Source organism: Paenibacillus mesophilus, assembly GCF_005938385.1.
In the GTDB taxonomy this organism is placed as follows: Bacteria; Bacillota; Bacilli; order Paenibacillales; family NBRC-103111; genus Paenibacillus_AB; species Paenibacillus_AB mesophilus.
In genome coordinates this window covers 331,253-346,561 of the sequence record NZ_VCRA01000006.1, presented here as the reverse complement: position 1 = coordinate 346,561, position 15,309 = coordinate 331,253, and the positions used below count along the sequence as shown (strand labels likewise).

Genomic DNA, 15,309 nt, shown 5'->3' with positions numbered 1-15,309 from the left:
AGTGACGAGGGATAAGTTGCGGAAAAGGTTCAGACACGGGGCGGGCCGGGGGGCGATCAGCCTTCTGCTGACTGCTGTTGTCGCTTTCGGCAGTTTTATGGCCGGGCTGCCGAGCAACCGGATCGATGCCGCCAACGGAGAAATTTATTATGATTTCGAGAACTTCTCCGTCGGTCCGCTGAACGGGCAGAACGGCTGGACGAACGCAAGCGCGGAAGTGACCGTAACGGATCAGGTCTATGCGGTCAGCGGAACCAAAACGGTCAAAATTATGGACAATGACAAAACGAAGGCGATGGGAGCGAGAGCGGCGTTCTCGCCGATCGAGAGGGGCGGCGTGGAGTGGTGGGTCAAGGCGGATACGGCCGACCGGCTCGTCATGCTGCTGGAAAGCACCGGTCCGTCCGGTACGAAGCCTGTAGAGTGGATCGGCTTATTGGCCAACCGAACGATCGAATACTATGACGGCGCAACCCGGGTGACTTCCGGCGAGACGTATGAGCCGGGCAAATGGTACCGGTTCCGGGTCGATTTCGATGCGGCGGCTGGGAAGAAGACGATATCCGTGTTTGACGGGGATAAGCTGCTTCTTGTTCGCAAAAATACGGCTTTCCGCGACAGCTCCGCATCATCGGTCAATTTGCTGCGGTTCGCCACGATATCGACCGGTCTCGGAACGTTTTATTTGGATAACGTGCGTATCCGCGACGCGGCAATTGCCCCTGCGGGAGCTTTGCAGAGCATTAAAATGTATCCCGCCGCATTGAATGTGAATGCCGGAGGGACTCAGCCTTTCTATGTATACGGCCATTACGCGAATGGAGATGTGCGACCGATGAATGATAATGCGGTAGTCTATACGTCCGAACGTCCGGATGTAGCGACGGCCGGCGGCGGAATCGTCAGCGGGGTGTCTCCCGGCTCAACCGTCATAAAGGCTACTTATGGGAGCGCTCAAGCGACGCTCGATGTCAATGTATTCGGTCCGAACGACATTCCCCCTTACTACAATTTGCAGCTGCGCCCGCTGCAAGGCGGAACAAACGTGAACGGGCTGCGAATCGTAGCACCCGAAGAGGCGGAATGGCAGGCTCTCGGGGAGCGGATCGCGGCCGGGCTGCGAAACCGCTGGAACGTACAGGTCGACGTAGCCGGACCGAGCCGAGACAAGTTCCGCGACGGCTGGTCGGGTCCGACGATCGTGCTGGGGACGCTCGATAACAACGAGCAGTTGGCCCGAATGTACGGCTTGCGGATGTCTTATGCCGATGCGATCTATCCGGGCGACGGCGGGTACCAGCTGCAGACGGTCATCGATCCGTTCGGGCTTGGCGGGAATACCGTCGTCGTCGGCGCGAGCGACCTGGCCGGTGCGGGGCTCGGTGTAGACCGGCTGCTGGAAATCGTCGGAGCGCAGACCGATTCCGTCATTCCGTGGCTGTTCGAAGCGAAGCTGTCCGATCAAGCCGCCTCCTACTTGCAGTATGACGGCAAGCCGACGCCTGCCAACATTCAAACGGCGCTTAACTCGGTTACGACATGGCTGTCCAGGCTGAAGCCTAATGCGAGCAGCGAGACGGATGCGGCTTCTCTTCACTACGTGCTGTCCAGAATCAAAATATACGGGGAAAATTATTTGCTGACCGCCCATCCCGGCTTGGGCGAAGTGTACAAGAAGCTGCTCCTGGGCTATGCCAATTATGTGAACCGGTATCCGTCCGAAGCGAAGACGCAGCTGAACGAGAGACAAAATATGTGGACCGACGGCGATACGATCATCCAAAACTGGACGGTGCTGGAGGCGTCTCCGATCTTTACGGCGCTTGAGCGCAAACAGATCGCGTCCGCCTTCTACCTGACCTACGAAGCGAACGCCAACGACGGCTATTTGACGAAAGCCGAGGCCAGCGGTCCGCGTTGGAACCACCAAATATTCCCGGCGTTGTCTCTGATCGCCGGCAGCGATTATTTCGGCAAATATTATGCCTTGCCGCAAGCTCCGGCGTGGAGACAGCTCGGGGAACGCATTTTCACCGGCAATACGTCGTATATCAGCTTGGACGAAGGCTCCGATTACTTAATGCACGTGCCGATGACGAATATCGACTACGGCATGGCGACGGGAAATCTGGACTTCATCGCCCGAAGCTTGCGTCCGAGCGCCGATCTGAATGCGCTTATGATCGATAATCTGGGCACGATGGCCGGCGGCGGGGACACTTATCCGTTCGGCTACAGCAATGCTTACTCCTGGGGACATTCGCAGGTCATGAACGCGGCCACGCTGTTCTATGACGATCCGTTGTACCGGTTCCTGCTGGAGCGGACGAGAACGGGGCCGTTCCCGGGTCAGAGAATGAGCGACCTGGACTATCCGATTCATACGTATACGGCCGTGAAGCATGGCGAAGCGGCCGAGCTTCCCGAGGGAGCTTATCCGAAGGTGCAGGCTTATCCCGTAGAGAAGGGCATCTACGACGATTTGAAGGATACGGAGCAGACGGTGCTCGATGTGGCACTGCCGGATACGTTCCATAAGATGACGTTCCGCGAAGGCTTCGGAATCGACGACAGCTATTTGATCGTGGACGGCTTCTCGGCCGGAGCGCACGGACATCAGGACGGCAACGCCATTCTCAATTACACCGCAAACGGAAGGTTGTTCCTGACCGACCGCGATTATATCGAGAATACGCCGGAGCATCATACCGGGCTCGTCGTCGTGAAGAACGGGGAGCAGCAGAAGAAACCGCCTCTCGCCAAGCTGCAATGGGCGGCGGATATCGGCGGAACCGGCTTGAGCCGCAGCACGGTGCCGAATTACAACGGAACCGACTGGGAGAGGTCGATCATCAGTCCGAACGGTTCGTTTTACTTGATCTACGATAATGTGCTGCTTCAGGAAGCCGGCAGCTATATGCTGAAAAACAATTGGCAGACGTTGGGCACGCCGAAGGTTCTGCGCGACCGATTCGAAGCGGAGCAGCAGGGCGTTACGATGACGATCGAGAGCATGGACGAGTCGGAGCTGCGGACGATAGACCGGTACGGCCATTTCATGAAATATTGGAAAGGCGAGTACCCGTATCCGTATGCCGACAAGGAGACCGTGCTGAGCGAGGTCTTGGAGGAACGTAGCTATGCGGCCGGGGAGCGGGCCGAATTTATCAACGTGCTGTCCAGCCGCAAGGAGGACGGACCGGGAGTCAATACGCGGCGTTTAAATGAAACGACGCTTGAAATCAAACAGCGGAACAAGCAATGGGTTGCGGTGCAGTCCGCACTCGATACGAGCGATTTCAGCTCGGACGGGAAATTCCATCTGGTCGGCGAGGGCCAATTGCTGGCCGCCGAAGCGACCCGGGTGCGGATCGGCTCGCAAACGCTGCAGTTCGCGGAGCCCGTCATGTTCTCGATGAATACGTCGAACGGACAGTGGGCGACGTACGCGCTCCGGAGGGACCGAGTTCAATACGATGCCGAAGGCGATCCGATTCGCGACGGGGCTTTGCAAACCGGAACCGCCGTTTGGAATCGTCAGATGGATCAGCGTCTCGAACGGGCGTTGAAGGAGAAGGAGCGTCCGAGCCAAGGAGAGAAGCCGTACAACGATCGTGGCGGCGATCTGAGCGATAACCGCAACGAAGGAACGCGCGACTGGCAGCAGGTATATGAATTCTCCGAGCAGGTAACGGACAGCACCTGGGGCGAATTGAACGGCGACGGCAAGGAGGAGCTCGTGCTGGGAGGTATCGGCGGCAAAGTACAGGCGGTGGACGAAGCCGGTACCGTTCTATGGACGTTCCCCGCGGCCGGACGCGTCAACGAAGTTACGGTCCAACAGCTGAACGGCCAGCCGGTCGTGTTCGTCGCTACCGAGAACTGGTACGTGCACGCCCTGAATGCTCAAGGTCAGGAAATGTGGAACTATAAGTTCCCGAGCGACGCCGCCCACCGCGAGCGCAAAGGCAACCTGCTCGGTATAACGAATGTAAGAGTCGCTTACGTAAACGGAGCGGATCAGGCTCCGTGGGTGATGGTCGGCTCGCAGTTCCGGTATATATACGGTCTCGATGCAAGCGGCAAATTGAAGTACGAGGATCTGCTGTATTATTACGGCATCGAGGATATGGAATTCGCCGACTTTGACGGCGACGGCAAGGATGAAGGCATGTACGCCCTGGAATATGCGTATTACGCCTATTGGAACGAGAAGCAAGTGACGCGCGGCGGAACGGGCGGAGGTCCAGGCTGGAAAGTGGCGACTCTGGTGCAGCACCCGAGCGTCGGTCAGGCGCCGGTTATCGCCTTCGGTACGAAGCAGAACGAGGTTCGGCTCGTCGGCTATAGCGGCAAGCTGCTGGAGAAATGGAAGCGGAACGTCGGCGGCGAGGTCAACGATATTCGTTACGGCGACTACAACGGGGACGGGATTCCGGAAATTTTGGCCGGCTCCGACGGATTCCAGTTTTATGCGCTGAACCCGGACGGGACGGTGCGCTTCCGGACGGCCTTATCCGATCGGGTACTGCACGTGGAGGGCTGGCGTCAGGACGGCTCGGCGAAATATTGGGCCGCCGCGGATAACGGCTTGCTCGTCCGGATGTCCGATCAAGGGGCGATCGAACAAACGGCTCGCTTCCATCATCCGATCGCCGCGCTGAAAGCGGGAGAAACGCAGACGAAACCATGGATCGTGCTGGACAACGGTGAAGTATACCGCTACCGCCGCTGACGAGGGCAACTGACGGCCCGATTCGCCCGGATGAAGGGACGCCGCGAACGGCTGACCGGCATGAAGGGCGAGTCGGGCTCTTTTCTTGAAGCGGCTAACAACTTCCTGTATGCTAGTGTACATAATATATCGAACAGATGGTGGCGGGAACATGGAAGCGTCGGAGAAACCGAGCCGCAAGACATTTCAGGCTAGACTGGATCACATGGTCGAAGCCATTCGGAACGACATTATGAACGGGGTATTGCGGGAAGGGGATTACCTCCCTTCGGAGAAGGCATACGCCAAGCAGTACCGGATCAGCAACAAGTCGGTTCGCCAAGGGCTGGAAGTGCTCGTGGCCGAACGGCTGATCGAGAAAATACCGCGAGTAGGCAACAAGGTGGCCCGCTATTCTCGGGATGACACGGTCGTCCTGAAGTTCGGCTGCCACAACTCGCTGATGCAAGAGGCGATCATGAAGACGCTGATCGCGGAATTCCACAAAGCATACCCCGGCATTCGCATCGAAATGACGAACACTTCCACCATGCTGAATACGTACAGCAGGGTCAAAGCGCTGATCGACGAAGGCGGATTGGACGTCTTTACGATGAATTTCAACGGCTTTGACGAGTTCAGCTTGAACGACGGATTGGACAACTTGGAGACGTTCGAGCCGAATTCGCACATTTACCCGTTCTTGAACGAGGCGTTCATGCACGAAGGACAGCTGAAGGTGCAGCCGCTCGTCTTCTCCCCTCTCATTTTGTGCTATAACAAGGATCACTTCCGGGAGAAGGAGGTACTGGAGCCGGACAGCGGCTGGCGATGGAACGTCCTGTTCGAGCAGGCTTCGAAATTGACGGTGGAGAACGAACGGCTCGGCTTCTACTTTCACTTCCCTTCGAGCAACCGTTGGCCGGTCTTCCTGCTGCAGAGCGGCATCCGTTTCGACCGCGACGAGTCGGGGAAATTCTCGATTCTCGGCGAACAGCTGACGGAAAGCTTGAGGGTGTGCCGCGAGCTGATCTACTTGCAGAACCGGTTTCCGCTCTTTTTGTCGGAGAAGGACGGCGACGCCGAGGAGCTGTTCTTCAGCGGCAAAGTGTCGATGATCATGACGACGTATTTGGGCTTGAACCATCACGAACGGCGCACGGAGTTCGATTACGACATCGCTCCGCTGCCGTACTTGAACGATCCGAAGACGCTGCTGCTGCTTATCGGAGTGGCTGTCAGCGCCAACTCCAAGGTCAAAGACAGCGCCCGCATCTTTGTAGATTTTCTGACCTCGTACCGGACACAGCTGATGATCCGCCAGAAGACGCTGAGCATTCCGAGCTTGAAGCCGGCGGCGGAGTGGACCGGCAAGGAGAGTATGTATCGCCCGTCGCGATTCCATATGTACCGCGACATTATTCCGACATTCCGGCTGTATAACGCCTTGAACATGTCGATTAAGGAGCTGGATCAGTTTTACCGCGAGGCGAAGCTGTACTGGTCGGGGCTGGAGACGGAGGAAGCCGCAACGGAGCGGCTGGAGCAGCTGCTGTCCAAGCGCAGTGCGCAGGAGAGCGGCGTTTGAAGAGGAGGACAGAGACACGCGGAAGCGTGTTTTTTGTTTTTGGTTACCGACTCCAATAGGTCCGCCCCGCTACCGCTCTCCGCTCGCAATCGTTTTCTCCGGCTCGGTCGTTCTCGCGCGTCTCCATACGTTGTTGAAGACGATGATGCCGATGATGACTCCCATTCCCGCAAAAGTCGAGACGTCGCCGAGCGGAACGATGACGGCCCCCAGCCAGCCGATCGAGCCGTACGACAACGGGACGACGATCAGGCATAAGGCGCTGCCGAGAAGAAACGCGTAATACAGCAGCAAGTAAACCGTTCCGGCTATGCGGCCGGACCACCGAATTCCGATCTTGGCGAGATCGGACAGCGCGAAGAACATGCCGGCGAGAGAGAAGCTGGCGATGACGGCCGGCGCGACGACAACCAAATCGACGGATTTCATAATCCCCAATAGGACATAGCAAAGCGCGATACAAATTAAGACGACGTCCCCTTGAGCCGGAATACGGCGCATCGATTCCGGGGGCTTCGATTGAACCGGTGTCCGCTTCATTCTCGACAATTCGCCTTCAACGGCGCGTTCGAGCATACAGATCACGTCCTTCGCATATCCGAGCTTACCTGTATTTTAACATGGAACGATTGGAGTGGAAACTTGCCGTATTTGTTCAGTATTTGTTCAGTTCGGTCTGATACGATAGAAGTGCCGTCTGATCGGCAGGATCGGAGCCGTCCAAGCGAGCCGGCTGTTGATTGAAATTCTGAGGATAAGAGGAAGAGGGCGGAGGAATTGATTTCTATTCAAGACAAGCTGTACCGGGATGCGGAATCGATCATGCAAAAGCTGGACGAGATGCGCGAGGCACAGATGTTCGTCGTCGTCCGGTGCTTTCTTGCGCAGCGGGATCGCGAAATAAGCGGAATTATAACCAAAATCGACTCTGTCGCGAATACGATCAAGTTCAGTCACGACGACGGGTTCGACTACATCGACTTGAACGATATCATGAGCATCGATACCCGGCGGGAGTAATCCCCTCCTTTACACAATCTTTACACTGGGAAAAAGTTCCCCGAACAATCCGATCGTATACTGACAAGGATATTCAGTTTCGATGGATTAAGGAACTTTAACGGACGGTAATTCCGTTAAAGTTCCTAGGAGGAGGAGAACCTGCATGAAACGAACAGGCAAATGGAGCTTGCGGCCGCTTGTGCTCGCACTTGCTCTGCTGCTCATGCTGTCCGTTGCCCAATTGGCGGCCGCGGCCGAAACCGGTGCGAAGACGATTACGATTTTCCACACGAACGACGTCCACTCCCGGGTGGAATCCAGCAAAGAAAATATCGGCTATGCGGAAATGGCCACGCTCGTGAAAGCGCACAAGAAAGACAACCCGAACACGCTCTTGCTCGATATCGGCGACACATTCCACGGTCAGACGATCGCGAACCTCGTAAGAGGCGCTAGCATCGTGGACATTATGAACGCCGCCGGCTACGATGCGATGGTGCCGGGTAATCACGATTTCAACTACGGATACGCCCACCTGGTCGAGTTGACCAAACTGACCCAATTCCCGGTAGTCAGCGCCAATGTCAAGCAAACGAACGGCACAAGACTGCTGAAGCCTTATGTCATTAAAGAAACGGGCGGCGTGAAGCTGGGCATCTTCGGCTTGACGACGCCGGAGACCGCCTACAAGACCCATCCGAACAATGTCGAGGACATCACGTTCGCCGACCCGACGGAAGAAGCGAAGGCGATCGTGGCCGAGCTGAAAGGCAAGGTCGATGCGATCATCGCGATCACACACCTCGGCGTCGACGGCTCGAGCGTGGATACGAGCCTCAAGCTGGCGAAAGCCGTACCCGAAATCAACGTCATTCTCGACGGCCACAGCCATACGGTCATGGAGAAGGGGACGACGGAAAACGGCGTGTTGATCGCGCAGACGGGCGAATATTTGAAAAACGTCGGCCGCGTCGACCTGACGTTCGAGAACGGTAAACTGATCGGCAAGTCGGCAAGCCTCATCACGAAACAGCATTTCGACGAGCAGAAGATCGCACCGGATCAAGCGGTGCTGGATATCGTGGGCAAGGTGAAGAAGGAGCAGGAAGGCGTGCTGCAGGAGGTAGTCGGTTACTCCGGCGCGACTCTGGTCGGTGACCGCGAAGTCGTCCGCAAGGGCGAATCCAATCTGGGCAACCTGATCGCGGATGCGATGCTGAGCGAAACCGGCGCCGACGTCGCGATTACGAACGGCGGAGGCATCCGGGCTTCCATCGAGGCGGGGCCGATCACGAAGGGGCAGGTCATCACCGTACTGCCTTTCGGCAACTACACCCAGACGAAGAAGGTCAAAGGCTCGGATATCCGGGCGGCGCTGGAGCTCGGCGTATCGGCTTATCCGGACTCGCTCGGCGGCTTCCCGCAAGTAGGCGGCGTCACGTTCGAGTTTGATCCGTCCTTGCCGAAGAATGAGCGGATCACCTCGATTGAAGTGAAGGGTCAGCCGCTCGATCCGCAGCGGACGTATGTGCTCGCCACCAACGATTTCATGGCGGCCGGCGGCGACAATTATACGATGTTCAAAAGCTATCCGATCGCGAACGACTTCTCCTCGCTGGAGGAATCGCTCATCGCGTACATTCGCAAGGTGGGGGATGTGCAGCCCGCAGTCGAGGGCCGGATCAAGGTCAAGGCGGCTTCCGCGGCGCCCGTACCTGCCACGCCTGTCGCGCCGGCTGTACAGGAGCAAACGGGCAAAGCGAACCTCTACATCGTTAAACCGGGTGACTCGTTATCGAAAATCGCCAAGCAATACGGCACGACATGGCAAACGCTGCATCGGCTCAATCCGATCCCGAACCCGAACCGGATCTATCCGGGACAGGAGATCTTGCTGCCATAATCGTTCACAAATGGAAACGGCAAAGCGGTCCGAAGCAAGGGGAAATCCTTGCGGCGGGCCGCTTTGTCGTTATATGTCAAGCGATTCAAATCACTCAAACCATGATATACTGGCAACAAGACGAGCACCTTACACCGATAAGGGGAATTTTTCGATGCGATGGAACTTGCCGGCAAGTCGGCTTTGGCGCAACAATACATTGTTTTATAAAATTTTGCTTTACTTTCTCTCTCTGCTCATTCCGATTATCGTCATCGGCCTGATCGTATACAAGAACGTGGATCATCTGATCAAGAAAGAGGCGTCCGCGCAGCTTGCCAATAATTTGGATTCATCCGTGGCAACGATCGAAATGGTTCTGAAAATGGTGCAGACAGTCAACAATGCGCTGCTGTTCAGCGATACGTTCCAGCAAAATTTGCTGCCGAACCGGCTGATGACCGATTCCGACAGAGTCAATACTCCCTCCATCGTGAAAGCGATTGCTACGAACCGCAGCATTATCAGTCCCGCCATCCATAATATTTTCGTCTTTATTGACGAGGAGAAGGTATATTCGGGGGATGGGGTCGTGCAATTCGATACGTTCTTCGAAACGTTCTCCCGGTTTGCCGATCGGCCCAAATCGTTCTGGGTGGAGAAGCTTGCGGCGGATCGATTGTTCGAGATTATGCAGCCGGACGAGGTGATCAACGAATTCAACCATTCCAGCCACCGGGTTTTGCCGAGCGCCACTACGCAATATGTGAACGGGAGACCGGCGACGCTCGTGACGACATTGTCGATCCCCGCCTTGACGGCGATGCTGGAGAACAACTCGATCTACGCCGCGACTTCGTATTTGGCGCTGGATGCACGAGGCGGTACGCTATTGCGAAGCGAACGCATGGAGGGCGGCACGGCGGAGCGAATCGGGCAAGCGTTTGCCGCAGCGGGCGGACCGCAAGTCCTGTTTCTCGAAGTGAACGGCGCTCCTTCCATTGCCGTCCATGTCAAATCGGACGATTTCGGATGGCAGTATATGGCCGTAACTCCCATTTCCGCCTTCAACGGGGAATCGGTGAATATATTGAAGCTGATTTTCTGGATATGTCTCAGCTTGATCGTTATCGGGATAGCCTTCTCCTTCATATTCAGCATCAATCTGTACAATCCGATCCGCAACATTCGTACGATACTGCAGCAAACCGGACACACCGGCAGTCCGGATGGCACTTGGAGAGGGCGGGGTGAGCTGGAGAGGATCGGCGAACGGGTGGACCGGCTCGTGCACGACAATTTGAATACGGCCCGGAAAGTCCAACGGTTTACGAATGAGCTGGTCGAGCAGTTTTTCCGCAATGTGCTCGGCGGCAACGAATGGGAGAAGCCCGATACCGTGACGGAAATTTTGCAGGATATCGGACTTGGGGAAAGCGGTTACTTATGCTGCTGCTTCAAGTTCCGGTTCAAAGATACGTTCTACCGGGACATCGTCGAATCCGACCGGCTGCTTATTCAGGAGAAGCTGAGAAACGTGCTGGGGGGCATCATGCTGCAGCATGTGAACGGCTACCTGTTCGAATACGAGCCATGCTTCTATGTGGGAATCATGAACCTGCGGGACGAGCCGGGGCGGTTGCGGCTTCATCAGGCGCTCGAAAAGGTGAAGAAAACGCTCGAATACGATACGGTATACTGTCACCTGACTATCGGCGTCGGCAATAGGGTGGAGTCGATCGGGGAGATCAACTATTCGTTTCACGATGCCGTCACAGCGATCGACTATCAGCCGGTCCAAACGGACCTGCAAGTTCTCGACGCCGCACAGATGGAGATCGAACGCACCTACTTCTACTCCTTTCTGGACGAGAACAAACTGATTAACGCCCTGAAGTCCGGGGACGAGGAGCTGCTTCGGGAAGAAGTGGCGCAGCTGATCCGGCTCAACCGCGACCGGGGCGTATCGAATCATTATATAGGTGTCCTTCTGGCGGATATGTTCAATACCGGTTGCCGCTACGTTACGGAAAAGGGGCTGTCCGTATCGAGATTCGTCTCGAAGGAAAACTATGCGGAGCTGACGAGAGGGATAGTCATTCCGGATCAGTTGGACCGAAGGATCGGTCTTCTGCACGAATTTTACGGCAAACTGATCGCGGAAACCGCTGTGAAAACGGAAGGAAAGGCCGCGTCGGTCGTCTCCCTCGTTACTGCGTACATCGAAGCCCACTATGGAGAAGACATTTACCTGGAGAAAGTCGCGGACGAGATCGGACTGTCGGCGAAATACGTATCGCGGATTTTTAAAGAAAGAACCGGCAGCACGATTATCGATTATATCGGTCTGATCCGGATGGCCAAGGCGAAGGAGCTGTTGTCGCAGACGGATTTGAAAATAAGCGATATCGCGGACCGCATCGGCATCTTCAGCCGGACAACGTTCCTGCGCATGTTCAAGAAGCATGAGGGCGTCTCTCCGATGGAATACCGGAAACTAAGCGGGCAGGACAAGGAAACACCGCCCGATGCGACATTATGGAACGAGGCGAGAAAATGAATCACCACGCAAAAAGGGGGATTACGGTTCACGTAATTCCTTTTCGGTTATTTCCCGGCCGTCTCCGGCCCGCTACGATGAGGATGGCGAGCAACCACACAATAGAGAGGGGGTTTTGCGATGCGGCAAAGTAGGATGTGGTTGACCGGCGGCGCGATCGTCGCCTTGTCTGTCATCGGACTGGCGGGATGTGAAGGGAACGAAGCGCTTGATGCCGGGAAAGAAGGCGCCGGGGGACAGTCCGACGCGAGAACGCTGGAGCTCGCCTGGATGCGGTATGAGCATCCTTCCCAAGCGGTCGTGACGGACTCTACCGTCGTGCAGCAATTGCAGAAGCGCAAGCAGGTGAAGCTGAACGTGCTAAGCGTTCCTCAGAGCAATTACGACGACAAGAAGAAGACGCTGATCTCCACGAATACGATTCCGGATGTAATGCTGGTGAAGCAGGAAGATATTCAGAACTTCGCCGATTCTGGTATTTTCCTCGATCTCACGCCTTATCTGGACCACATGCCGCATTTTCAAAAAGTGATTCAAGAGCATCCGGAAATTAACAAAAACAAAATGGACGGAAAGCTTTACGGGTTTCCTCTGGTGACCAAATGGGGGATGCAGGGCGGGCAGATGCCGGTCATCCGCAAGGATGTGCTGGTGCAATTGAATGCGAAGACGCCGGCGACTTACGAGGAGCTGTATCAAGTTCTAAAGAAAATGAAGGAAGCGTATCCGAGTTCGTATCCGTATACCGCTCGCGCCGCTAACGGCTTGACGGCCACGGAAAATCTGATCAACCCGATCGCGTTCGGGTTCGGCAGCGGATATACGAATCCGACCGGTGCGAAGGTGTATTACGATCCTGCCGACAAGCAGTACAAGTTCGGTCCCGCCAGTCCCGAATTCAGGGAGGCGATCGTCTACTTGCGCAGATTGTACAAGGAAAAGCTGCTGGATCCGGATTACGTGACGGCGACGTCGCAAATATGGCAGGAGAAGCTGGGATCCGGCAAATCGATGTTTTTCATCGACAACATCGGCTTTGCGGCCGGCTTTAACATGGCGCTCCAGAATGAAGACCCGAATGCGCAATACAGCGTGCTGCCTACTTTGGCGAGCGAACAAGGGATGAGGCGAAGCATGTTGTATTCGCTGGATCATTTGGGCGAATCGTATGTGGTCAGCTCCAAGGCGAAGCAGCCGGATCGGATCGTTTCTTTCATCGACTGGCTGTACAGTCCGGAAGGCTCCGCCTTGACTAGCTTCGGTGTCGAGAACGTCGACTACACGATGACGGACGGCGAATTTCGAATTTCGGATGCGCTATTGAACAAGTTCGGAGATAAGCCCGACCGGTTTCGGTCGATGCAGTCGGCGCTCGGAACCGGTTATCTGGGGCTGGCGCTATATACGGACGACAGTCCGGGCCGTTCCTTCCCCTCCCCGACGGAACCGATCGTTTGGAACGAGGACGTGCTTAAGGAATGGCAGGACGGCACCGCCTTCATCCAACAATTCGACCCGCCGTTCAATAAGGAAGAACGGCAAAGGCTGAAGCAGCTGCGAACGCAGCTCGACTCCTATATGACCCAAACGATGGACAAATTCATCATGAGCGAGGGCGCCTTGAACGATTGGAGCGGCTTCGTCCGGCAGGCCAAGGCGAAAGGCGCGGATGAAGTGGTGAGCATCTACAATCAGGCGCTGGCAAGAGCGGGGAACTGATGTGTCTCTTCGAATCAAGAGCAGGCTGCGCAGAAGCATGGCTTTATATGGTATATTCGCGCTGCCGTTCGTCTATTTTGTCGTGTTCCACTATGTGCCGATGGTCGGTACTATAATCGCTTTCCAGGATTACTCGATCGTGAAAGGAGTGCGTCACAGCCCCTGGGCCGGCACAATGTATTTCAGGATGTTCCTGACGGACCCCTACTTCTGGAAAGTGGTACGGAATACCGTGCTTCTGAACGTTTATTCGCTATTGTTCGCTTTTCCCGCACCGATCGCATTCGCCGTGCTGCTGCATGAGCTGAGAAGCCGGATGTTCAGACGGCTCGTCCAGACCGTCGCTTGCATCCCGCATTTCTTATCGACAGTCGTCGTTGCCGGGATGCTCGTCAACTTTTTGTCGACGGACGGTTGGGTCAACCGGATCGTTCGCGGGCTCGGCGGCGAAGCTCGGACGTTTCTTGCGCTGCCGGAATGGTTCCGGACCATATTCATCGGGTCGGATATCTGGCAAAACGCGGGATGGAACTCGATCATTTATTTGGCCGCGATCGCCTCGGTCAATCCCCGCCTGTACGAGGCGGCCGCCATCGACGGAGCGGGCCGCTGGAATAGACTCGCGCACGTGACGCTTCCCGGTATTTCGCGAGTCATCGCCGTCATGCTGCTGCTTGCGGTCGGGCAGATGCTGTCCGTCGGATATGAGAAAATTATGCTCCTGTATAACGGCCCGACCTATGAGACGGCGGATGTCATTCAGACGTTCGTATACCGGCGAGGGCTGATCGACAGCGATTTGAGCTTCGCTGCCGCGGTGGGCTTGTTTCAATCCGTAACCGCTTTCATTTTAATCGTTGCCGCTAACGGGGCATCCAAACGGTTGAACGGAACCGGGTTGTTCTGAATGAGCCATGAGGCGATGCATTTCCCGGAGAAAGGTATTTGAAGAAAGGATAGAGATGGGAATTAGAAAATATCGCCTGATCGATTGCATCCAAATCGTCCTGATGCTCCTCGTACTCGTCGCGACGCTTTACCCTTTGTACTATATGGCGATTGTGTCGGTAAGCGCAGGTGATGCAGTAGGCCGGGGCGAGGTGATGTGGATGCCGGCCGGCATCAACTGGAAGGCGTACGGAATGATTCTCGGCGATCCTTCGATTATGAGGGCCTATGGAAATACGCTGCTCTACACGTCCTTGGGACTGATCGTCAATATGTGCATGACTGCGCTGTGTGCCTACCCGTTATCCAGGGATATTTTATACGGCCGGTCTTGGATATCGCTATTTGTCGTGTTTACGATGCTCTTCGATGGCGGGCTTATTCCGAGGTATAGGGTCGTTCATGCTCTCGGCATGGTCGATACGATATGGGCGCTCCTGCTGCCGGCGGCGATTCAGGTGTTCCATATGATGCTCATGCGGACGTTTTTCGAGCAGATTCCGACGGCCCTGCACGAAGCGGCCTATCTGGACGGAGCGGGTGAAATGCGCATTCTGCTGCGTATCGTGCTGCCGTTATCGCTGCCCGTCTTGGCGACATTGTCTCTGTTCTACGCGGCAAGCCACTGGAACAGCTTCTTGCCGGCGTTGATTTATTTGAACGAGAAACGGCTGTATCCGCTGCAAATCGTGCTGCGCAACATCGTCATCCAGGGTGAGATGGCGGCTCAAGGCTCGAATATGGCGGAAGCGGGCGGGACAGCGGTCACAGCACTGAACATCAAGTATGCCCTTGTAGTAGCCGCTATACTGCCGATTCTGTGCATCTATCCATTCGCGCAGAAATATTTTGTGCAGGGCGCGATGATCGGGGCAGTGAAGGGCTAAGGCGGATCA

The 15,309-nt window shown here is 55.9% G+C and carries 9 protein-coding genes; 8 read left to right on the top strand and 1 reads right to left on the bottom strand.

From position 1 onward, the window contains the following. Window position 1: 1 nt before the first annotated feature. Together FE783_RS14015 and FE783_RS14010 are read left to right on the top strand one after the other, a co-directional pair. Complete coding sequence (locus FE783_RS14015) at window positions 2–4,735, top strand: Ig-like domain-containing protein (protein ID WP_158301799.1); 4,734 nt, start codon at window positions 2–4, stop codon at window positions 4,733–4,735. A 151-nt stretch (window positions 4,736–4,886) separates the two neighbouring features. After that, window positions 4,887–6,302: an extracellular solute-binding protein gene (locus tag FE783_RS14010; protein WP_158301798.1), complete on the top strand. Its 1,416-nt coding sequence runs from the start codon at window positions 4,887–4,889 to the stop codon at window positions 6,300–6,302. A 69-nt stretch (window positions 6,303–6,371) separates the two neighbouring features. On the opposite strand, the gene FE783_RS14005 is transcribed toward FE783_RS14010, so the two are convergent. Beyond that, complete coding sequence (locus FE783_RS14005; protein ID WP_138879979.1) at window positions 6,372–6,878, bottom strand: hypothetical protein; 507 nt, start codon at window positions 6,876–6,878, stop codon at window positions 6,372–6,374. Between the two features lie 201 nt (window positions 6,879–7,079). On the opposite strand from FE783_RS14005, the gene FE783_RS14000 reads away from it, so the two are divergent. From FE783_RS14000 to FE783_RS13975, 6 genes are all read left to right on the top strand, one after another. Further along, a complete protein-coding gene (locus FE783_RS14000) occupies window positions 7,080–7,322 on the top strand; it encodes a YolD-like family protein (protein WP_138879978.1) in 243 nt (80 codons plus the stop codon). A gap of 145 nt (window positions 7,323–7,467) precedes the next feature. Further along, window positions 7,468–9,207 (top strand): 5'-nucleotidase C-terminal domain-containing protein, encoded by a 1,740-nt coding sequence (locus FE783_RS13995; RefSeq protein WP_138879977.1) that lies wholly within the window; start codon window positions 7,468–7,470, stop codon window positions 9,205–9,207. 154 nt (window positions 9,208–9,361) lie between these two features. Then, window positions 9,362–11,746 carry a helix-turn-helix transcriptional regulator gene (locus tag FE783_RS13990; RefSeq protein WP_158301797.1) on the top strand — a complete coding sequence of 795 codons (2,385 nt, stop codon included), beginning with the start codon at window positions 9,362–9,364 and terminating at the stop codon, window positions 11,744–11,746. 120 nt (window positions 11,747–11,866) lie between these two features. Beyond that, a complete protein-coding gene (locus tag FE783_RS13985) occupies window positions 11,867–13,465 on the top strand; it encodes an extracellular solute-binding protein (RefSeq protein WP_138879975.1) in 1,599 nt (532 codons plus the stop codon). A gap of 1 nt (window position 13,466) precedes the next feature. Then, on the top strand, window positions 13,467–14,372 hold the full coding sequence (locus tag FE783_RS13980) for an ABC transporter permease (RefSeq protein WP_238403065.1): 906 nt from the start codon (window positions 13,467–13,469) through the stop codon (window positions 14,370–14,372). A 55-nt stretch (window positions 14,373–14,427) separates the two neighbouring features. Beyond that, window positions 14,428–15,300 (top strand): carbohydrate ABC transporter permease, encoded by an 873-nt coding sequence (locus tag FE783_RS13975; RefSeq protein WP_138879974.1) that lies wholly within the window; start codon window positions 14,428–14,430, stop codon window positions 15,298–15,300. Window positions 15,301–15,309: the final 9 nt, after the last annotated feature.

Excerpts from the sequence above, each read along its gene's own strand:
- FE783_RS14010 (WP_158301798.1), top strand. The coding sequence starts at position 4,887 with ATGGAAGCGTCGGAGAAACCGAGCCGCAAGACATTTCAGGCTAGACTG.
- FE783_RS14005 (WP_138879979.1), bottom strand. The coding sequence starts at position 6,878 with ATGCTCGAACGCGCCGTTGAAGGCGAATTGTCGAGAATGAAGCGGACA.
- FE783_RS13995 (WP_138879977.1), top strand. The coding sequence starts at position 7,468 with ATGAAACGAACAGGCAAATGGAGCTTGCGGCCGCTTGTGCTCGCACTT.
- FE783_RS13990 (WP_158301797.1), top strand. The coding sequence starts at position 9,362 with ATGCGATGGAACTTGCCGGCAAGTCGGCTTTGGCGCAACAATACATTG.
- FE783_RS13985 (WP_138879975.1), top strand. The coding sequence starts at position 11,867 with ATGCGGCAAAGTAGGATGTGGTTGACCGGCGGCGCGATCGTCGCCTTG.
- FE783_RS13975 (WP_138879974.1), top strand. The coding sequence starts at position 14,428 with ATGGGAATTAGAAAATATCGCCTGATCGATTGCATCCAAATCGTCCTG.